Genomic DNA, 21,005 nt, shown 5'->3' on the forward strand with positions numbered 1-21,005 from the left:
TGGCACATAATGTGCTGTCAAAAAGGAGGGAAAATATGCCAGTTGGCAAAATAGTCAAAGCTCTCAGCGGGTTTTATTATGTGCTTGATGGAGAGCAGCTCGTACAATGCCGGGGCAGAGGAACATTTCGAAAAGATAAAATAACACCCTTGGTTGGTGATGAAGTGGTATATCAGGCCGACAATGATAAAGAAGGCTATGTTCTTGAAATCAAGAAAAGGTTCAATGAATTGGTCCGTCCTCCCATTGCGAATGTAGACCAGGCAATCCTTGTCTTCTCCGCTGTGGAGCCCGGATTCAGCACCGTCCTCCTGGACCGGTTCCTGGTGTTGATTGAAGCGAATCTTATCAGCCCGGTCATCTGCATTACGAAGGTGGACCTCCTGGATTCGGATGCGCTTGCTGCCATCAATACGTACATTAAGGAATATTCAGCTATCGGCTACCCGGTGGTGGCGACTTCTTCAGTCACGCAGGAAGGCGTCGAAAAACTCCGGCCATATATACAAGACAGAACAAGCGTGGTGGCCGGACAGTCTGGTGTAGGGAAATCAACACTGCTGAATGCCCTGCGCCCGGAGCTTGATCTTAAAACAAATCACATTTCCCAGCACTTAGGGCGGGGGAAGCATACAACAAGGCATGTTGAACTGATTCATATCAGCGGCGGCCTGGTTGCAGATACTCCGGGTTTCAGCTCGCTTGAATTTACCAATGTGGAACTGGAGGAACTTTCCTTTTGTTTTCCGGATATAAGGGAAATCAGTGAGCAATGCAAGTTTCGGGGCTGCCTGCATGACAAGGAGCCCAAATGCGCCGTTAAGGCGGCTTATGAATCCGGAGTGCTGCCATCTTACCGTTATGAGCACTATCTGGAATTCCTGCAGGAAATTAGAGACCGAAAGCCGAGGTATTAATATATTATGGTGAAAATAGCGCCATCCATTCTATCAGCCGATTTTTCGAAGCTGGGTGAAGAAATAAAGGATGTAGAACAGGGAGGGGCGGATCTGATCCATGTGGATGTGATGGATGGACATTTTGTTCCGAACATCACCATCGGCCCCCTGATAGTGGAGGCCATACGCCCGATCACGAAGCTTCCGCTTGATGTACACTTGATGATTGAGGATCCTGACCGGTACATCGAGGCTTTTGCCAATGCCGGTGCAGACTATATTACCGTTCATGCAGAAGCCTGCATACACCTCGACAGGACTATTTCTTTCATTAAGTCCCTTGGAGTAAAAGCCGGGGTGGTCCTGAATCCTGCTACGCCTGTAGAAATGATACAGCATGTCCTCGAAGACGTTGATATGGTACTGCTCATGAGCGTGAACCCAGGGTTTGGCGGACAGTCCTTCATACCTCGTGTGCTCAAGAAAATTAAGCAGGTCAGGGAAATGGCAGACAATCTTGGCCGCCACTCCCTTGATATCGAGGTGGACGGCGGCGTAAACAAGGAAACAGCCCGCCTATGCATCGACCATGGTGCCACCATCTTAGTTGCTGGGTCGGCTGTTTATAATGAATCTGACCGCGCCAAAGCTATTGCTGTGCTGAAAGGTTAATAATATTGTAAAGAGGCTGATGATCAGCCTCTTTTTCATAGGGGGAAAATCTTTGAAAATTTATATTCTGGCTGGAGGACCCATCCAATATGTCCCTGATCTGAATAAAATAAACGAAAGCGGCATAACCTGGGCTGGAGTCGACAGGGGAGTCCACCACCTGCTGTCGATGGGTATTGCCCCTTCAGAAGCATTTGGGGACTTCGATTCTGTGACTGAAGCTGAACTCAGCCTCATGCGCGGCAAGCTCGTACACCTTAACATGTATCCCGCTGAAAAGGACCAGACCGACCTTGAAATTGCGCTCGGGTGGGCAGCGGGGAAAAAGCCCGATGAAATTCTGTTGTTTGGCGCAACAGGAGGAAGAGCAGACCATTACCTGGGCAACATCCAGCTCCTTGCCCGCCATATCCAGGACGAACCGGGCACCAGAATCTGCATGATTGATAAAACCAACCAGATCTTTGCCGCTAAACCCGGCAGCTATACATTGGTGAAGGAAGAGGATAAAAAATATATCTCTTTTATCCCCCTCACACCTGAGGTGAAAGCGATTACCCTGAAAGGATTCAAGTATCCTCTCGAAAACAGGAATATAAAGCTCGGGTCCACACTATGTATTAGTAATGAACTTCTGTATGAAGAAGGTACTTTTTCATTCAAGGAAGGCATATTATTGGTGGTAAGAAGCAGCGATTAAATCACTCTTATAAGAGTGGATATCTCTTCCTATATCCGCTAATAAGTTGAATAATCAGTGTGGAATTTTATGAGGAGGGGCTTTATGAAATTTTATACGATTAAACTACCAAGATTCTTGGGCGGTTTGGTTAGAGCCTGTCTGGGAATGTTCAAGAAAGAGTAGTGTGCGCACTAATTAATTTATGATTCAATGGTGGACACCCTCATGTAAGATAGATGAGGGTGTTTTTTCCGTGGGGCAGGTGCAGGAGCTTTAGGAAAGCAGAAGATAACTTTAGACGGAAAAGAATAGCAGGTTTAGGAAATTCGCAGCGTTTTGGCTGAAAGGCCGACAGCAGGACTTATATAGATGCTGTTATCCTTGTAGAGCCTCAGAAAATAGAGAGGATCAGCGTGAATTTTGTTAAATACTGCCCGGACGCAGCGGTTTACTCTCGAAAAAAGGGAATTTACTCGCCGAACCGGGCGGTTTACTCGCTGGAAAAGGGAATTTACTCGCCGAACCGGGCGGTTTACTCGCGGAAAAGGGAATCTACTCGCCGAACCGGGCGGTTTACTCGCTGGAAAAGGGAACATACTCGCCAAAGCGAGCGCCTTACTCGCGGAAAAGGGAATCTACTCGCCGAACCGGGCGGTTTACTCGCGAAAAAAAGGGAATTAACTCGGCCGAGCCCAAAAAATGTCTGATTTCTACCAGGCTGCAGCACCTGGTGAATGTCCTGGTCCGGATTCACCAGGTTTATGCGGAAAATAAAAAAAGGCACCCTGCTGGATGCCGTCGTTTTATACGCGTTCTACTTTGCCTGATCTTAGAGCTCTTGCAGAAACGTATACACGTTTTGGTTTTCCGTCAACTAGAATACGAACCTTTTGAAGGTTAGCACCCCAAGTACGTTTGTTAGCGTTCATTGCGTGTGAGCGGCTGTTGCCGGAACGAGTTCCTTTGCCTGTGATTACACATTTACGTGCCATGTTTTATTCCCTCCTAACTACGAACATGCTTAAGTTAATTATAATTCTCTTAAGTCTTTAGAAACACTTTAATAATTTAACATACATATAAGCAGAATGCAATAGTTCTGATAACTACTTTCAAGAAAAAACCCTTGACACACAGAACGGGGCCTTGCTTTATAATAGAGATGAGCATTGTTGGACTTTCAAATCTGTTGTTACTATAGTACAATGGTCTGTAGCTAATGAGTTTTTCTCAGGAAGGGGAAGATACTATGTCCATAGAGTTAAATAATAAGTTCGGTCAAATAGATATATCCAATGACGTGATTGCCACCATTGCGGGCGGAGCGGCGATAGACTGTTATGGGATCGTGGGTATGGCTTCCAAGAAACAGTTAAAAGATGGAATAGCTGAGATACTCCGCAGAGAGAACTTTACAAAGGGAGTTATTGTACGTCAGGAGAATGAACAGGTTCATATTGATATGTACATAATCGTCAGCTATGGCACGAAAATCTCTGAAATAGCTCATAATGTTCAATCAAAAGTAAAGTACACCCTGGACAAAACAATGGGTCTGGAAGTCGATTCCGTTAATATTTTTGTACAGGGAGTTCGTGTAACGAACCCTTAGTAAGGAGGAAACATTCGTGTCAATTACTAGCTTAGATGGAAAACGTTTCGCCGAGATGGTGCTTAAAGGGGCCAATAACCTTACGGCAAATGCAAACTATGTGGACGCATTGAACGTTTTCCCTGTTCCTGATGGGGATACTGGTACCAATATGAACCTGTCCATGACGTCAGGTGCAAAAGAAGTGAAAAATAATGTTCAGGACCATATCGGAAAAGTGGGAAATGCCCTTGCGAAAGGCCTTCTTATGGGAGCCCGGGGAAACTCCGGAGTTATCCTTTCCCAGCTGTTCCGCGGTTTTGCTAAATCAATAGAAGGCAAGCCATTCATCAACAGCAAGGAGTTCGCCTCTGCATTCGAGGCGGGAGTTGAGACTGCCTATAAGGCTGTCATGAAGCCGGTCGAAGGTACAATCCTTACTGTTGCAAAGGACGCAGCCCGTGCAGCGGTTTCTTCTGCAAAGGAAAATGAAGATATGGTGACCGTGATGGAGCATACCGTCAAGGAAGCAAGGGCTTCTTTGAACAGGACTCCTGATCTTCTGCCGGTACTGAAGGAAGTAGGCGTGGTAGACAGCGGCGGTCAGGGGCTTCTTTTCGTTTATGAAGGATTCCTTGCTGAAATGAAAGGTGAGGAAATTGAAGGCACTCCTCACTCGCATGCGACCATGGACGAGCTGGTCAGCGCAGAACACCATAAATCTGTTCAGGGACATATCAATACTGCTGATATAGAATTCGGCTACTGCACAGAGTTCATGGTCAAGTTTGAGGATGACAAGCTTTCAAAGAATCCATTCTCTGAAGAGGATTTCCGGAACCATTTAAGCGGATATGGCGATTCCCTGCTAGTTGTCTCGGATGAGGAAATAGTGAAAGTTCACATTCACTCGGAACAGCCTGGTGAGTGCCTGTCTTATGGACAGAACTTCGGAAGCCTGATTAAAATTAAGATTGATAACATGCGCCAGCAGCACGAATCCATCGTGGGTGAAACACATAACGACCTTTTAAGGAAGGCACCTCTTGAGAAAGAGGAATTCGGTGTCGTCGCAGTTGCCATGGGTTCAGGTATCCGCGATCTCTTCAAAAGCATCGGTGCTAAGTCGGTGATTGAGGGCGGACAGACCATGAATCCGAGCACAGAGGATATTCTTCAGGCCATTAAGGAAGCCAACGCTAGAAATATCATTCTCCTTCCCAACAACAAGAATATCATCATGGCAGCCCAGCAGGCGGCAGAGGTTGCTGAAGAGAATGTTATTGTCATCCCTTCTAAAACAGTGCCGCAGGGAATGACAGCACTGCTTGCCTTCAATCCAGCATCTTCAGTTTCGGAAAATGAAGTTAATATGAATGAAGCTCTAGGCCACGTGAAGACAGGTCAGATCACTTACGCAGTAAGAGATACACAAATAGACGGCCTCGATATTTCAACGGGAGATTTCATGGGGATTGCAGAGGGTAAAATCACTGTCAAGAACCAGGATAAGCTGCAGGCAGCTAAGGAACTTCTTGCTTCCATGCTTGATGCCGATGCCGAGATTCTGACCATCATTTACGGTGAAGAAACAAATGAGGAAGAAGTTAAAGAAATCCAGGGCTATTGCGAGGATCTTTTTGAAGATTTGGAAGTGGAAGTGCACAATGGAAAACAGCCGCTCTATCCATTTATCTTCTCCGTTGAATAAATGCTTACTGGCATGATATGATTTTAAGCGGGACTGGCTCTACCTGGGCCAGTTCTTTTCTATGTGTAAAAAGCTTTTCTAATTCCTCTTTTTCCGTTATGCTTTTCTTGCCGTATTATTTAAAATAACTGTCTCTGGGAGGAAACCAGAATGAAATATAAAAGTGTGTTTGACATTATTGGACCGATTATGATCGGCCCTTCGAGTTCACATACTGCAGGAGCCGCCAGGATCGGAAGGATGGCTCGCAGCCTGTTCGGCCGGGAGCCCAAGTGGGCAGAAATCTCTTTTTACGGCTCATTTGCCAAGACATATAAGGGCCATGGAACGGACGTGGCTGTGGTCGGCGGACTGCTGGACTTCGATACCTTCGATGAACGCATCATTGAAGCCCTGGACCTTGCAGCGGAAAAAGGGATGAAAATCAGTTTCAGCGAAGAAGAGGAGATTACCGAACATCCCAATACGGCGAGAATCCGCATCGGTGATGAGGATGGCGAACTCGAGCTTGTCGGCATTTCGATCGGCGGAGGAAAAATTGAAATCATAGAGCTAAATGGATTTGAATTGAAGCTGACCGGACATGACCCTGCAATCCTTGTGGTTCATGAAGACCGGTTCGGGGCGATCGCTGCAGTAGCCGCTGTCCTGGCCAAGCATAAAATCAATATTGCCCATATGGATGTTTCCCGTAAGGAAAAAGGGAAAATGGCGTTAATGACGATTGAAGTGGATCAAAATATTGATATAGTGGTAATGGATGAAATAAAAGCGCTTCCAAATATAACAAATGTAACTAAAATTGTGGATTAAGAGAGGTAGCCATATGTTCAGGAACGTTGCAGAATTAGTGGAGCTGGCAGAAAGCCAGGGGAAAAAGATTTCACATATAATGATTGAACAGGAAATGCAGGTAACCGGAAGGACAAGGGATGAAATCGTCGGATTGATGGATAAAAACCTGGAAGTCATGGAGAGGGCGATTGAAAAGGGTCTGAATGGAGTGAAGTCCCATTCTGGCCTGACTGGCGGAGATGCGGTCCTTATGCAGGAATACATTAAGAAGGGGAATTTTCTCTCGGGAGAAGTCCTCCTGGATGCAGTCAGCAAGGCGGTTGCGACTAATGAAGTGAATGCTGCGATGGGAACAATCTGCGCCACTCCGACCGCCGGGTCTGCCGGGGTTGTGCCAGGTACCTTGTTTGCTGTGAAGAACAAACTGAATCCAACCCGGGAACAAATGATTGAATTTTTATTCACCTCTGGGGCGTTTGGATTTGTTGTAGCAAATAATGCTTCCATCTCAGGGGCAGCGGGCGGCTGCCAGGCCGAAGTCGGCTCGGCTGCCGGCATGGCTGCAGCAGCCATTGTCGAGCTTGCCGGCGGTACACCTTCGCAGAGTGCCGAGGCAATGGCAATCACGCTCAAGAATATGCTGGGGCTTGTATGTGACCCGGTAGCGGGACTTGTTGAAGTGCCTTGTGTTAAAAGAAATGCCATGGGAGCAGCCAATGCCATGGTGGCTGCCGATATGGCACTTGCCGGGATCACAAGCCGCATCCCATGTGATGAAGTGATATCGGCAATGTATAAAATCGGCCTTTCCATGCCTTCTGCGCTCCGTGAAACGGCGCTTGGCGGCCTTGCCGCGACTCCGACCGGACGGGAGCTGGAAGCTAAAATCTTTGGAATTTCATTGGAAGAGAAGAAAAAGTGAACGATTTAACCAAGCTTCCTGTTAACACGGTCAAAGGGATAGGGGAGGAAACAGCAGCCCAATTGAATGACATGCAGATTTACAGTGTTATGGACCTCTTTGAGCATTTTCCGTATCGTTATGAGGATTACCGCTTGAAGGACCTGGCGGAAGTAGAGCATGAAGAGAGGGCAACTGTGGAAGGGGTCGTGCACAGCGAGCCTTCTCTTGTTTATTTTGGGAAGAAAAAATCAAGGCTGACACTCCGCATTTTAGTCGGGCGCTATTTGATTACCGGAATCTTCTTCAATCAGCCCTATCTGAAGAAGAAGTTTTCCATCGGGCAGCAAATCACGGTAACTGGAAAGTGGGACAAGCATCGCCAGACAATTACCATTACCGAGCATTCGGCAGGGACTGCAGAACGGGATCATAACTTTGAACCGGTGTATGCCGTCAAGGGTGAACTGAGTGTCAAAAGCCTCCGGCGCTACCTGGGGGCTGCATTTAATGAATTTGGCCATGAAATCCAGGAAATCCTGCCTCTGGAACTTTTATCAGAATATAAGCTTTTGCCGCGGAAGGATGCGTTCCGGGCCCTTCATTTTCCGGCAGATGAGAGAGACTTAAAACATTCAAGGCGCAGAATCGTTTATGAAGAATTTCTTTTATTTCAGCTGAAGATGCAGGCAATCCGGAAAGTGCAGCGTGAACAGTCACAGGGAATGAGGCAGGATTACAAACTTGAACGGTTAAAGGCATTCATTGAGAGCCTGCCCTTTCCTCTCACAGGTGCCCAAAAACGGGTGGTGAACGAAATCCTTACCGATATGAAGTCGCCTTACCGGATGAACAGGCTGCTTCAGGGAGATGTAGGTTCGGGCAAGACAGTCGTTTCAGCTGTCGCTTTGTTTGCTTCCCACAGTGCGGGTTATCAGGGTGCACTCATGGTGCCGACAGAAATCCTGGCAGAACAGCATGCATCCTCCCTTTACGAAATGCTGAATCCGCATGGCATCGAAATAGCCCTGCTGACTTCCTCCGTCAAAGGCAAGAGGAGAAGAGAAATTCTTGAACGCCTGGCTTCTGGTGAGATTCATATTTTAATAGGAACCCATGCACTTATCCAGGACGAAGTGAACTTCCACAGCCTTGGTCTTGTTATTACAGATGAACAGCACCGCTTTGGAGTGGAACAGAGACGGATCCTTCGTGAAAAAGGAGAAAGCCCTGATGTGCTGTTCATGACGGCTACCCCGATACCAAGAACATTGGCGATTACTGCCTTCGGCGAAATGGACGTATCCATCATAGATGAAATGCCGGCGGGGAGGAAAAAGATTGAAACATACTGGACCAAGCATGATACATTGGACCGGGTCCTTGCCTTTGTTGAAAAAGAACTGAGAATGGGGCGTCAGGCGTATGTCATCTGCCCGCTCATCGAGGAGTCAGAAAAGTTGGATCTGCAGAACGCGCTCGATGTCCACGGGACGCTGACACAGTACTTCGGAGGACGCTTTTCTGTCGGATTAATGCACGGTAAGCTCCCTGCTTCTGAAAAAGATGAGGTTATGCGGGATTTCAGCCAAAACAACCTTCAAATCCTTGTGTCGACTACCGTTGTCGAGGTAGGGGTGAATGTACCTAATGCAACCGTCATGGTCATTTATGATGCGGAGCGGTTTGGGCTCTCGCAGCTTCACCAGCTGCGGGGCAGGGTTGGTCGGGGCAGTGACCAGTCCTATTGCATCCTGATCGCCGACCCGAAGAATGAAGTGGGCAAGGAACGCATGAAAATCATGTCAGAAACCAATGATGGTTTCGTCCTGTCTGAAAAAGATCTTGAATTAAGAGGGCCTGGAGATTTCTTCGGGAAAAAGCAGAGCGGTGTACCCGAGTTCAAAATGGCCGATATGATCCATGATTACCGGGCACTTGAAGTCGCCAGGAATGATGCGGTAACGATGATCAATTCCGACGCTTTCTGGCAGGAAGACCAATACTCACATCTGAGGGAATCCCTGAGAAAGGCAGGAGTGCTTTCTGGGGATAAATTGGATTAAAAAACGGCTGAACCCGTCCTTGCGGGCCAGCCGTTTTTTATTTTGCAGTGCTGAAAGAAAAGACGGTCGTCTTATCATACCTTTCCCCTGCCTGCAGGGTGACGGTGGGCAGCCCGCTTTGATGCAGCGCAGCCGGAGGTGCCTGGGTTTCAAAGCACACACCTAAATATTTTTGGGAAACCCTCTCCCTCAGCTGTAAATCCTCTCCCAAACCATTCGAAGTGTACAATACCACCCCGGGCTGATCGGTCTCGACGGCCATAACCCTGCCGCTTGCCGGATCTTCAAGAATAGCCTGTGCTTCCCGCGCTCTATCAAAAATGAAATGATGGTCATAACCGCCGCCTGCTATCTCGTTTTGTTCGAGTACGCTGTTCAGCCCATCGCCAAGCCTCCGCCTGTCGCGGAAATCAAATGGGGTATCCGTGACATCAAGAATGCTGCCGGTCGGTATTAGCTTATCATTCAATTCTATGAATTTGCTGCTGTCCAGTGTCAAATAGTGATCATGGACCGTCTCCTTTAGATTCCCGCTCAAATTGAAGTAGGTATGATTGGTCAAGGCCATGGGAGTTGCCTGATCACATACAGCAGAATAATGGATGCTGAACTGATTATGATTATTCAGCTGATAAGTCACCGTAATATCGGCATTGCCCGGATAGCCGCCCTCCCCATTCTCGCTTCTGTATGTCAGTTTAAGCCCGGCCATATCTTTGGACTGAAGCGCGGCTGCCTTCCACAGCACCTGATGAAAACCTTCCGGGCCGCCATGCAGGTGATTTTCTTCATTATTGGCATCCAGCTCATATACCTTATCATTAAGCTTGAATGCTGCGGCACGGATCCTTCCTGCGACCCTGCCGATGAGAGCTCCGAAATAATTCGGATTATCCTGATAATCGGCATAGTCCCGGTATCCGAGGACTATATTTTCTAAAGTGCCATTCCGGTCAGGCACCAGCATCCTTGTAATGATTCCTCCGAAGTCCAATATACTGACACTCATTCCATGATCGTTGGTCAGTGTATACTCCGTCCATCTGTCTGCCACCCTTTCAGATTGAACTTTCATTTTATCACCTGCTTCTATGTAGTAAGAACCTGGTAACCTATACCCATCCAGGTGGCCTTATTAATCTTTTTATCTTCCGGAGAGGAAGCTCTCAGTATTAATTTTATTTAAAAGGGTACTTTTTTCTGTAATAAGAAATCACGAGGGCAGTAAAAAAGGCGTTTTTAACTCCTGAATGGCTGAAATTTGCGGCAGCTCCTTACCTGCAGTTTTCCTGGTTTACAGCCGGACAAAGTATCCAGCTGGACACCGAACGTTCCTTTTCCATAACAGAATGAACACTGTGCCTAAGTAGTATCGCAGAGCGCAAGACAGATCTGCAGAAGTCAAAAGCCTGCCCATGGCAAGAAAGAATGCTGCCCCTGAATTGTCCGGCTCAACCTGTCCCGGACGCGGCAAACCATGGATTTTTGTTCATTTTATCCTGCTTTTATGGTGATTTGTTTTTGAAGGCACCGCTTTCCGCTTTTATCGTTGCAATATCTGTTATGTCTATATATACTACTGTTAGTACCTAGTCATAATAGTGCGGTGGTGACGATAATTTGCGTCGGAGCAAAAAGGAGCGCCAGCAGCTGCTGGTGGAGACGATTGAAGAGAATCCTTTTATAACGGATGAGGAGCTCGCTGCAAGGTTTGAGGTAAGTGTGCAGACGGTGCGGCTTGACCGCCTGGAGCTGGCGATTCCTGAACTGAGGGAACGGATTAAGAATGTAGCTGAGAAAAAGCTCAGTGATGAAATTATTGCTTTGCCTATCGATGAGATCATCGGTGAAATTATAGATATTGAGCTGGACCAGAGTGCGATTTCGATATTTGATGTCAAGCACGAGCATGTTTTTAAACGAAATGGGATTGCAAGGGGCCACCATCTCTTTGCCCAGGCAAATTCACTGGCAGTTGCGCTGATAAACGATGAGCTGGCTTTGACGGCCAAGGCAGGCATCCAGTTTACCAGGCAGGTTAAAGAGAATGAAAGAGTCGTAGCAAAAGCCAGGGTAGTGGACCGGGCAGCTGCCGGCAGGACTCTTGTTGAAGTGATGAGCTATGTTGGCACTGAGCTTGTGTTCAAAGGCCAGTTTGAGATGTACCGGTCCCATCATGACGAAAAGGATGAGTAACATGAGAATTGCTATAGATGCAATGGGCGGTGACAACGCGCCCAAAGAAATCGTAGAGGGAGCAGTCAAAGCAGCAGAGAAGTTCCCTGATATAGAAATCCAGCTGTACGGAAGGGAAGAAAAAGTCAGGGAATACCTGCCGTCCGGAAGCCACATTAAGGTAATCCATGCCGAGGAAGAGATTCTTGCAGAGGATGAGCCTGTGCGTGCAGTAAGAAGGAAGAAGCAGGCCTCCATGGTGCTTGCAGCCCAGGCTGTCAAGGACGGAGCGGCTGATGCCTGCATCTCGGCCGGGAATACTGGCGCCCTGATGGCTGCGGGATTGTTCATTGTCGGGCGCATTCAGGGGATTGAACGCCCAGCCCTGTCCCCGACACTTCCTACAATAGACGGACAAGGCTTTGTCCTGCTCGATGTAGGTGCAAATGCAGATGCAAAGCCCGAGCATCTTCTCCAGTATGCCTATATGGGTTCCGCATATGCCGAAAAGGTGAGGGGCATCCGGAATCCAAGAGTCGGACTCCTGAATATCGGGACAGAAGAGAAAAAGGGGAATGAGCTCACAAAGGCAGCCTTTGGCCTCTTAAAGGACAGCGGGCTGAACTTTGCCGGCAATGTGGAAGCCCGGGATCTGCTTGATGGAGTGGCAGATGTGGTGGTTACGGATGGTTTCACAGGAAATATGGTGCTGAAGACAACAGAGGGAACTGCACTCGGTATGTTCCAGATGCTGAAGACCGCTTTGACAAGCAATTTAAAAAGCAAACTTGCTGCAGCAGTATTAAAGCCGCAGTTCAAAGAACTAAAAGGCAAGCTTGATTACTCCGAATATGGAGGGGCAGCATTGTTCGGCTTGAGTGCTCCGGTGATAAAGGCGCATGGTTCATCTGATGCAAATGCCGTGTTCAATGCTATTCGTCAAACCAGGGATATGGTGATGAATGACGTCTCGGGTGCGATCAGTTCCATGATTGACAGAGATAATTTAGGGGGAGAATAAATGGGAAAAATAGCATTCGTTTTCCCCGGCCAGGGCTCACAGGCGGCTGGCATGGGAAAAGAGCTGTATGAAAGCCATGAAAGTGTTAAGCACATCTTTGATGAGGCAGACTCCAGACTGGGCTTCCAGCTGTCAAATCTGATCTTTGAAGGTACCCAGGAAGAGCTGACCAAAACCACTAATGCCCAGCCTGCATTGCTTACTATGAGCACAGCGGTCCTTACACTGCTTGAAGAAGCTGGGATCTCTCCGGATTATACAGCCGGGCACAGCCTTGGTGAATATTCTGCCCTTGTTGCATCCGGCGCTTTTTCGTTCAGCGACGGAGTGTATGCAGTAAGGAAAAGAGGCGAATACATGGAAGCTGCCGTTCCGGATGGCAAGGGCTCCATGGCTGCCGTACTTGGCCTTGACCGCGAAAAGCTGGCAGCAGTAACAGAAAACGTTTCAATTGGCGGCGACTCAGTCCAGCTGGCCAATATAAACTGTCCTGGACAAATTGTTATATCCGGGACTGCAGCCGGAGTACAGAAAGCGGGAGAAGCTGCAAAGCAGGAGGGAGCGAAGCGAGTGATTCCCCTTGAAGTGAGCGGTCCTTTCCATTCACAGCTGATGAAGCCGGCAGCCGTCAGGTTCGAGGCAGTGCTTGACTCCATAAATATGAATATGGTTTCCGTACCTGTGATTTCAAATGTTACAGCAAAGCCGATGACTTCACCGCAGGAGATAAAAGAGAGGCTGATCCAGCAGCTGTATTCCCCTGTGTTATGGGAAGATTCTGTGCGCACCCTCCTTCAGGAAGGTGTGGATACCTTTGTAGAAATCGGCCCTGGAAAAGTCCTGTCTGGCCTTATAAAAAAAATCGACCGCACACCTGCTGTCCTGAACATTAATGACCAGGACAGCCTTGAAAAGGCACTTGAAGTGTTAAAGGGGAGAAAATAATGAGACTAGCCGGCAAAAATGTTTTAGTTACAGGTGCATCCCGTGGAATTGGGCGGGAAATCGCCCTTGAAATGGCAAGAGAGGGCGCCAATGTCGCTGTGAATTTTGCAGGGAGTGAAGCCCGGGCGCTTGAAGTGGCATCTGATATTAAAGCGCTGGGCAGGGAATCATTCGCCATTCAGTGTGATGTTTCCGACAGTGAATCTGTCAGCCAGATGATCAAGGAAACGGTCAGCCGCTTCGGCAGCATCGATATTTTAGTAAATAACGCAGGCATCACGAAAGACAACCTGCTGATGAGGATGAAAGAGGAAGAGTGGGATGATGTTATCAACATCAATCTAAAGGGCGTGTTCCTTTGCACGAAGGCTGTTTCCCGTCCGATGATGAAGCAGAGATCTGGCAGGATCATCAATGTGGCATCTATTGTCGGCGTCAGCGGAAATGCCGGGCAGGCAAACTACGTTGCTGCAAAGGCCGGCGTTATCGGCCTGACCAAAACAACTGCAAAGGAGCTGGCAGCCAGGGGAATACTTGTAAACGCTATTGCCCCGGGTTTCATCTCAACAGATATGACCGGCAAGCTTACTGAGGAGACCAGGGAAGCCATGCTTCAGCAGATTCCGCTTGCCCGCCTTGGTGACCCGTCTGACATTGCACGGGTAGCTGTTTTCCTTGGGTCTGATGACAGTGCCTATATGACAGGGCAGACGCTGCATGTGGACGGCGGAATGGTCATGTAAAGACCGGGTTCCCTTATACGGCTGCCTTCCATTTACATGGCCATGTCACGGTCTGCCTTGTTACTGAAAAAATGATTTCTTCGCCAATTAAGGATTTATTATTTAAACGAAATACTCTATAATGACTTGAGGGGAGGTGAATATAATGGCAGAAGTTCTTGAACGCGTAACAAAGATTGTCGTTGACCGTTTAGGAGTCGATGAGTCCGAAGTAAAACTCGAAGCTTCTTTCAAAGACGACCTTGGTGCCGATTCCCTTGATGTAGTTGAGCTTGTAATGGAACTCGAAGATGAATTCGGAATGGAAATTTCCGATGATGACGCAGAAAAGATCGTCACAGTTGGAGACGCTGTGAATTACATACAAAGCACTATGTAATCCAATGTTTCTTAGAATTCAGGTGAAGCAGAGAAAGCTCCGTTTATGACGGAGCTTTCTTTCAAATCGTACAGGATAAGGCATTCAAATCAAAATATGTTCTAAATAATCGAAATGGGATTATTTTTTAAAAATTGGCGGAGGGTTTTATGCGAAGGAATGGCAGGAAACACAAAACATCACAAAAAGACTATATGTTTAAAAGCTTTCAGGAACGTATGGGTTTTATGTTCACGAATGAACAGCTTTTAAAGCAGGCATTTACCCATTCATCCTATGTGAATGAGCATCGCCGCAAGCCTTATGAAGATAATGAGAGGCTTGAGTTTTTAGGAGACGCCGTACTGGAATTGACTGTTTCTCAATACTTGTTCAAAAAATATGCAACCATGTCTGAAGGGGAATTAACCAAGCTCAGGGCAGCAATCGTTTGTGAGCCATCTCTTGTTGGCTTTGCAAATGATCATTCTTTTGGTGAGCTGATCCTTCTTGGAAAAGGCGAGGAAATGACAGGCGGAAGGTCTAGGCCGGCACTGCTCGCAGATGTCTTTGAGGCATTCATCGGTGCATTATACCTCGACCAGGGTCTTGAAACGGTTGTCCAGTTTTTGGAAAAGACGGTTTTCCCTAAGATCAATGAGGGTGCTTTTTCTCATGTGATGGATTACAAAAGCCAGCTGCAGGAGCTTATCCAGCGCGACGGCTCAGGGGCGCTTGAATATAAAATCCTGCAGGAAAAGGGGCCGGCCCATAACCGGGAGTTTGTATCTACGGTACTTTTGAACGGTGAAGAGCTCGGCACGGGTTCCGGCCGGTCGAAAAAAGAAGCGGAGCAGCTTGCTGCACAGCAGGCATTGCTGACATTCAAAGACAGCAAGTGAGAACGTTACATAAATATAAGGGGGGAATGACATGTTCCTCAAAAGATTGGATATAGTCGGCTTTAAGTCATTCGCTGAACGGATAGCCCTTGACTTTGTGCCGGGTGTGACAGCGGTGGTAGGGCCGAACGGAAGCGGGAAAAGCAATATCATTGATTCCATCCGCTGGGTGCTTGGCGAGCAGTCGGCCAAATCGCTCCGCGGCGGTAAAATGGAGGATATCATCTTTGCAGGCAGTGACTCACGGAAACCGCTGAATTTTGCGGAGGTAACGCTGACCCTCGACAATGAGAATCATTTCCTGCCGCTTGATTACCAGGAAGTGAGTGTGACAAGAAGGGTTTACCGTTCCGGGGACAGTGAGTTTTTTATAAACAAGCAGTCCTGCAGGCTGAAGGATATCATAGATCTTTTTATGGATTCAGGACTGGGCAAGGAAGCCTTCTCCATCATCAGCCAGGGGAAGATAGAAGAAATTCTCAGCAGCAAGCCTGAAGACAGAAGGTCGATATTTGAAGAGGCCGCGGGAGTCCTTAAATATAAGAACCGGAAAAAGAAGGCAGAACTTAAGCTGTTTGAAACCCAGGATAACCTTAACCGGGTGCAGGATATCATTTATGAATTAGAAGGGCAGGTTGAACCGCTTAAAATTCAATCCTCCATTGCAAAGGAATACCTGCAGAAGAAGGAGGAGCTGAAAGAATTCGAGGTTGCCCTGACTGTCCATGAGATTGAATCCATGCATGAAAAATGGGAAAGCCTGACTCATGACTACGAAGTTCACAAAAAAATGGAGCTTGAATCATCCTTGGTGCTTCAGGAAAAAGAAGCAATGGTAGGGGAGTACAGGGTTCGGATTTCCGCCCTTGATGAAATGATCAACAGCTTTCAGGATGTGCTGCTTCATGCAAGTGAGGAGCTTGAAAAACTTGAAGGCCGCAAGGAAGTGCTGAAGGAACGCAAAAAGAATGCTTCTCAAAACAGGCTTCAGCTAGAGAAAGCCAAGGAGGAAGCCGCGCAGCGCATCAGCCAGCTTGAAGGTGAAAGAGAGCTTGAAAAAGTAGCGCTTGAAACGCTGGAATCTTCGACAAAGGAACTGCAGACTGATGTGAATTTGATGCAGGAAGAATTGTCCCTGTTAAAGGTGAATATAGAGGAAACGCTGGAAGATCTGAAAAGCGATTATATCGACTGGCTTAACAGGCAGGCGGCTGCAAGGAATGAATATCAGCTGATTGAACAGCAGCTGAATCAACAGGCAGCAAAGAGTGCAAGGCTTGACGAAGAAAATTCCAAATACCTGCTCGAACGGATTTCCATCAACGCAGAAAAGGAAGAGCTGGCGGCAAGACTCCACGCCATGCAGGCAAGGATGGAAGAAGAAATACATCTGTTCCGCAAACAGCAGCAAAGCCTGGAAAATCTCCGGACAAACTACCAAAAGCAGGAGAAGACGCTGTATCAAGCGCTTCAATTCCTGCAGCAGGCTAAGTCAAGAAAAGAGATGCTCGAAGAAATGGAAGAGGACTACGCAGGTTTCTTTCAGGGCGTCAAAGAAGTTTTAAAAGTAAAAAACACTCAGCTTTCCGGGATAGAAGGTGCGGTAGCAGAGCTGATTCAGGTTCCAAGGGAATATCAGGCTGCAGTCGAAATTGCCCTGGGCGGGGCAGCGCAGCATATCGTGGTACTGAATGAAGAAAATGCCCGCAGTGCCATCCAATTCTTAAAAAGACACTCATACGGGAGGGCGACCTTCCTGCCGATGACTGTCATCAGGGGGAGGAGTCTGCCCCAGTCTGTCTTTCAAACAATGGAAAGCCATCCTTCGTTTATAGGTCCTGCTGCGTCCCTTATTTCCTATGATTCTAAATTCCGGGATGTTATTGAAAATCTGCTTGGCGCTATCGTTCTTACCCGGGACTTAAAAGGCGCCAATGAGCTTGCCAGGCTGACTGGCCAAAGGTACCGTTTTGTGACCCTTGAAGGAGATGTAGTCAATCCCGGCGGTTCCATGACAGGGGGCGCCATCAAACAGAAAAATGCCTCCCTCCTTTCAAGAAAGGGAGAGCTTGAAGAGCTCAAAATAAAGCTTGCAGACATGGAGGACAAGACCGCCAAGCTTGAAGAACATGTCAAGATGCTGAAAAGGGATATACAGACAGGTGAAGCAGAACTGGAGCATGCTCGCTCGGCTGGTGAAAGGCTGCGCCTTGATGAACAGACCCTCAAGGGGGAAATCCGCGAGGTGGAGTTCCAGGAAAAGAATATAAATGACCGGCTCTCGGTTTATGACCTTGAAAAAATGTCAGCAGCGGAAGAAAATAAGGAAAAACAGGACAGGCTTAAAACCATTAAGGAGACGCTGGCTTCCTGTGAGCAGGAGATACAGAAGTTAAATGCAGAAATTTCCCGGCTTACAGAACAAAAGCAGACACAGGCAACTTCGAGGGAAGCCCTGTCCGAAGAACTGAATGAATTGAAAATTGAGCTGGCCACAAAAAAAGAGCAGCTTCAGCACCAGCGTGACAAAGTCCAAAGGCACGTGGAGGAGCATGCGGCGCTCAAGGAAAGATATGCCGAATATGCAGAGGATTTGTCCCTGCTGGAAAATGAAATGGAGAGCAATTTCAGCGGAGAAAGCCAGCTTGAAGCAGCCTCGAGACAAAAGCAGTTAGAAAAGGATGAAGCAATCAAGCTTCTTGCCGAACGCCGCCAGGAAAGGCAGGAGCTCCATACAGCCCTGACAGAAGCAGATGATCTTCTTCGGGAGCTCGCCAGGCAGTATAAAGGACTCACAGAAGCATTGAAGGATGAAGAGGTAAAGCTGAATAGACTGGATGTAGAACTGGATAACAAGCTGATCCACCTTCAGCAGGAATATTTGCTGAGCTTTGAAGCGGCCAAGGAAGCCCATCCATTATCACTGCCTGCCGATGAAGCGAAAAAGAAAGTCAGGCTCATCAAAATGGCCATCGATGAACTGGAACCAGTCAACCTGGGCGCAATTGATGAATATGAAAGAGTGTCTGAGCGCTATGAATTTCTCCTGGAACAGAAGAATGATCTTCAGGAAGCGAAGGATACCCTGTATCAGGTGATCGGGGAAATGGATGAAGAAATGAAACGGCGTTTCCAAACATCCTTCACTGCTATAAAAGAACATTTTGGAATGATCTTTCCTGCACTGTTCGGCGGGGGAAGAGCTGAATTGCAGCTGACAAGCCCGGATGACCTCCTTGGTACAGGGGTAGACATCGTTGCCCAGCCCCCAGGGAAAAAACTTCAGAACCTTGGACTTCTATCAGGCGGCGAGCGGGCGTTGACCGCCATCGCCCTGCTGTTTGCCATCCTGAAGGCAAGGCCGGTGCCATTCTGTATCCTTGATGAAGTGGAAGCGGCACTTGATGACGCCAATGTACACAGATTCAGCCAGTACTTAAAGCAATTTAGTGCCGAAACTCAATTTATCGTCATCACTCACAGAAAAGGCACGATGGAGGGCGCCGATGTCCTATATGGCGTGACCATGCAGGAATCGGGCGTATCCAAAATGGTCTCAGTAAGGATGCAAGACACAAAAGAATTAATAAAAATGTAGGGAAGGCGTGAACTTATGAGTTTCTTCAAAAAATTAAAGGATAAGTTTAGCCAGCAGACCGATACAGTCACAGTCAAATTTAGAGATGGACTTGCTAAAACGCGCGACTCTTTTTCAGGCAGGGTGAATGACCTTGTGGCGCGCTACAGAAAAGTGGATGAAGACTTCTTCGAAGAGCTTGAGGAAATTCTGTTCTCAGCTGACGTTGGTTATGAAACCGTGGAAATGCTGATTGAAGAACTGAAGATGGAAGTCAAGCGGAAAAACATGCAGGACCCGGCAGGTGTCCAGTCGGTTATTTCAGAAAAGCTGGTGGAAATCTACAAGGGTGAAAGACCTGCCTCGCCTGAGCTTAAGATCCAGGAAGATGGCCTTACTGTCATTTTATTTGTCGGTGTCAACGGAGTAGGCAAAACGACTACAATCGGAAAGCTGGCACACCGCTTTAAACAGGAAGGCAAACGAGTCGTCCTTGCAGCGGGCGATACTTTCCGTGCCGGAGCCATTGAGCAGCTGGAAGTCTGGGGTGAACGGGCTGGGGCCGAGGTCATTAAGCAGGCCGCAGGCTCCGATCCCGCCGCTGTAATGTACGATGCCCTGCAGGCAGCAAAAGCAAGGAAAGCGGACATCCTGATATGCGATACAGCAGGACGGCTCCAAAACAAAGTTAACCTTATGAAAGAACTGGAAAAAGTGAAAAAGGTCATTGAAAGGGAAGTTCCCGGAGCCCCTCATGAAGTACTGCTTGTGCTTGATGCAACAACCGGACAAAATGCCCTTATCCAGGCCAAGACCTTCAAGGAAGCCACAGACGTGACCGGGATCGTACTCTCTAAACTAGACGGCACGGCTAAAGGCGGTATTGTCCTTGCAATCCGGAATGAGCTGGAGATTCCTGTGAAGCTGGTGGGTCTTGGTGAGAAAATGGACGACCTTCAGGAATTTGATCCTGAAAAATACGTGTATGGCTTATTTGCCAACGCAATCGATAAAAGTGAAGAATGAATAAACATCTAAGGCCCGGGATAATTTTTCCCGGGCCATCTCTATTTTGATCTCCTTAGAGCAGCTTGCGGTTCTATTCAATATTAAAAACGGCGAGTAAATAAGTCAGTCCGGATAGTAAAACCTCCTTCGGCTGTAAAGTATTAAATTCGGATAGTATAATGGTGTTGGTTCGGATAGTAAAAGTCCCATTTCGGTAATTACAGGGCTATCCAGCGCTTTGTTAATGCAGCTCTTGAAAAATACTCTTTATTTTCTATAGATCCATTCTTTGCGATAACACAGGCTTGTTCCTTCTTTTCGATGCCAGGACCAAGAGGTTTAATAGAAAGCCAATATATTGAGGATGCCGTCAGTTTTGGGGACAGAGCTGAATGAAATTCCTGCATCTCTGCGGCTGTCTGACCGAACAATGAAATCCTCCGGCATCCCATCACCCAGCCTTTCTTTCATAAAGACTCCCCTTCAGAAGCCTGATTACAGACACACCAGACCTTCTCAGCAGCTGTCTTTCGTTGTACAGCAGTCACCCTTGACATTGCCCTGTTCCGTACGGTAAACTATCTAATTGTAAAGGCTTTTCACTTAACACAGGGGAGGGTTGGCCAATGCTCGAAAAAACAACCCGGATGAATTATCTCTATGATTTCTATCATTCGCTGTTGACTGAGAAACAACAGAGCTATATGTCACTCTACTATCTGGATGACTACTCCCTTGGAGAGATTGCTGAAGAGTATGAAGTCAGCCGTCAAGCAGTCTATGACAATATTAAGCGCACAGAAGCGATGCTTGAGGAATATGAGGCAAAGCTTTTGCTATTTAAAAAATTTCAAGAGCGGAAAGTGATACTTGGAAACATGCGGACCCTGCTGGAGGCTGGAAATGCTCCAAAAGGGGAAATGTTACAGGCGTTCGATTCGCTTGAGGAACTGGATTAG

The 21,005-nt window shown here is 47.5% G+C and carries 21 protein-coding genes; 18 read left to right on the forward strand and 3 right to left on the reverse strand.

What is annotated here, in order from left to right:
* The first annotated feature begins 35 nt into the window (after positions 1-35).
* The 4 genes from rsgA (at position 36) to spoVM (ending at position 2,436) form a co-directional block, all read left to right on the forward strand.
* Positions 36-917, forward strand: a complete 882-nt coding sequence (gene rsgA / locus V1501_RS07120) for a ribosome small subunit-dependent GTPase A (RefSeq protein ID WP_409292187.1) — start codon at positions 36-38, stop codon at positions 915-917.
* 6 nt (positions 918-923) lie between these two features.
* Positions 924-1,571, forward strand: coding sequence for a ribulose-phosphate 3-epimerase (gene rpe, locus V1501_RS07125; protein ID WP_409292189.1), 648 nt, complete (start codon positions 924-926; stop codon positions 1,569-1,571).
* Between the two features lie 19 nt (positions 1,572-1,590).
* Positions 1,591-2,271, forward strand: a complete 681-nt coding sequence (locus V1501_RS07130; RefSeq protein ID WP_409292191.1) for a thiamine diphosphokinase — start codon at positions 1,591-1,593, stop codon at positions 2,269-2,271.
* Positions 2,272-2,355: 84 nt separating this feature from the next.
* The gene (gene spoVM, locus V1501_RS07135) at positions 2,356-2,436 is read left to right on the forward strand and encodes a stage V sporulation protein SpoVM (RefSeq protein WP_409293277.1); all 81 of its coding nucleotides are present in this window, start codon (positions 2,356-2,358) and stop codon (positions 2,434-2,436) included.
* 620 nt (positions 2,437-3,056) lie between these two features.
* On the opposite strand, the gene rpmB is transcribed toward spoVM, so the two are convergent.
* Positions 3,057-3,245, reverse strand: coding sequence for a 50S ribosomal protein L28 (gene rpmB / locus V1501_RS07140; RefSeq protein ID WP_409292193.1), 189 nt, complete (start codon positions 3,243-3,245; stop codon positions 3,057-3,059).
* Between the two features lie 257 nt (positions 3,246-3,502).
* On the opposite strand from rpmB, the gene V1501_RS07145 reads away from it, so the two are divergent.
* From V1501_RS07145 to recG, 5 genes are all read left to right on the forward strand, one after another.
* The gene (locus V1501_RS07145; protein ID WP_409292195.1) at positions 3,503-3,865 is read left to right on the forward strand and encodes an Asp23/Gls24 family envelope stress response protein; all 363 of its coding nucleotides are present in this window, start codon (positions 3,503-3,505) and stop codon (positions 3,863-3,865) included.
* Between the two features lie 16 nt (positions 3,866-3,881).
* The gene (locus V1501_RS07150; RefSeq protein ID WP_409292196.1) at positions 3,882-5,555 is read left to right on the forward strand and encodes a DAK2 domain-containing protein; all 1,674 of its coding nucleotides are present in this window, start codon (positions 3,882-3,884) and stop codon (positions 5,553-5,555) included.
* A 150-nt stretch (positions 5,556-5,705) separates the two neighbouring features.
* Positions 5,706-6,368: an L-serine ammonia-lyase, iron-sulfur-dependent subunit beta gene (gene sdaAB / locus V1501_RS07155; RefSeq protein WP_409292198.1), complete on the forward strand. Its 663-nt coding sequence runs from the start codon at positions 5,706-5,708 to the stop codon at positions 6,366-6,368.
* 13 nt (positions 6,369-6,381) lie between these two features.
* Positions 6,382-7,272: an L-serine ammonia-lyase, iron-sulfur-dependent, subunit alpha gene (sdaAA, locus tag V1501_RS07160; RefSeq protein WP_409292200.1), complete on the forward strand. Its 891-nt coding sequence runs from the start codon at positions 6,382-6,384 to the stop codon at positions 7,270-7,272.
* Positions 7,269-9,317: an ATP-dependent DNA helicase RecG gene (gene recG, locus V1501_RS07165; protein ID WP_409292202.1), complete on the forward strand. Its 2,049-nt coding sequence runs from the start codon at positions 7,269-7,271 to the stop codon at positions 9,315-9,317. The genes sdaAA and recG overlap by 4 nt, the downstream gene beginning before the upstream one ends.
* A 37-nt stretch (positions 9,318-9,354) precedes the next feature.
* Here recG and V1501_RS07170 read toward each other — a convergent pair whose 3' ends face one another.
* Positions 9,355-10,392, reverse strand: coding sequence for an aldose epimerase family protein (locus tag V1501_RS07170; protein WP_409292204.1), 1,038 nt, complete (start codon positions 10,390-10,392; stop codon positions 9,355-9,357).
* Positions 10,393-10,937: 545 nt separating this feature from the next.
* Between V1501_RS07170 and fapR the strand changes: the two genes are divergently transcribed.
* The 8 genes from fapR to ftsY all read left to right on the forward strand — a co-directional run bounded on the left by fapR (position 10,938) and on the right by ftsY (position 20,064).
* Entirely contained in the window at positions 10,938-11,513 is a 576-nt protein-coding gene (gene fapR, locus V1501_RS07175) for a transcription factor FapR (RefSeq protein ID WP_409292205.1), read from the forward strand.
* A gap of 1 nt (position 11,514) precedes the next feature.
* Positions 11,515-12,513 carry a phosphate acyltransferase PlsX gene (gene plsX, locus V1501_RS07180; RefSeq protein ID WP_409292207.1) on the forward strand — a complete coding sequence of 333 codons (999 nt, stop codon included), beginning with the start codon at positions 11,515-11,517 and terminating at the stop codon, positions 12,511-12,513.
* Entirely contained in the window at positions 12,514-13,458 is a 945-nt protein-coding gene (fabD, locus tag V1501_RS07185) for an ACP S-malonyltransferase (protein ID WP_409292208.1), read from the forward strand.
* On the forward strand, positions 13,458-14,201 hold the full coding sequence (gene fabG, locus V1501_RS07190; RefSeq protein WP_409292210.1) for a 3-oxoacyl-[acyl-carrier-protein] reductase: 744 nt from the start codon (positions 13,458-13,460) through the stop codon (positions 14,199-14,201). Before fabD ends, fabG begins: the two co-directional genes overlap by 1 nt.
* Before the next feature lie 145 nt (positions 14,202-14,346).
* Positions 14,347-14,580 (forward strand): acyl carrier protein, encoded by a 234-nt coding sequence (locus tag V1501_RS07195; protein WP_026692526.1) that lies wholly within the window; start codon positions 14,347-14,349, stop codon positions 14,578-14,580.
* A 149-nt stretch (positions 14,581-14,729) separates the two neighbouring features.
* Complete coding sequence (gene rnc, locus V1501_RS07200) at positions 14,730-15,461, forward strand: ribonuclease III (RefSeq protein WP_409292212.1); 732 nt, start codon at positions 14,730-14,732, stop codon at positions 15,459-15,461.
* Positions 15,462-15,492: 31 nt separating this feature from the next.
* Complete coding sequence (gene smc, locus V1501_RS07205) at positions 15,493-19,059, forward strand: chromosome segregation protein SMC (RefSeq protein WP_409292213.1); 3,567 nt, start codon at positions 15,493-15,495, stop codon at positions 19,057-19,059.
* A 15-nt stretch (positions 19,060-19,074) separates the two neighbouring features.
* On the forward strand, positions 19,075-20,064 hold the full coding sequence (gene ftsY, locus V1501_RS07210) for a signal recognition particle-docking protein FtsY (RefSeq protein WP_409292214.1): 990 nt from the start codon (positions 19,075-19,077) through the stop codon (positions 20,062-20,064).
* Positions 20,065-20,385: 321 nt separating this feature from the next.
* Here the strand turns inward: ftsY and V1501_RS07215 are convergent, their stop codons facing one another.
* The gene (locus V1501_RS07215; protein WP_409292216.1) at positions 20,386-20,517 is read right to left on the reverse strand and encodes a hypothetical protein; all 132 of its coding nucleotides are present in this window, start codon (positions 20,515-20,517) and stop codon (positions 20,386-20,388) included.
* 155 nt (positions 20,518-20,672) lie between these two features.
* Between V1501_RS07215 and V1501_RS07220 the strand changes: the two genes are divergently transcribed.
* Positions 20,673-21,005: a putative DNA-binding protein gene (locus V1501_RS07220; protein ID WP_409292218.1), complete on the forward strand. Its 333-nt coding sequence runs from the start codon at positions 20,673-20,675 to the stop codon at positions 21,003-21,005.

Origin of the sequence: Paraperibacillus esterisolvens (assembly GCF_046237625.1) — a bacterium.
Classification (GTDB): Bacteria; Bacillota; Bacilli; order Bacillales; family DSM-1321; genus Paraperibacillus; species Paraperibacillus esterisolvens.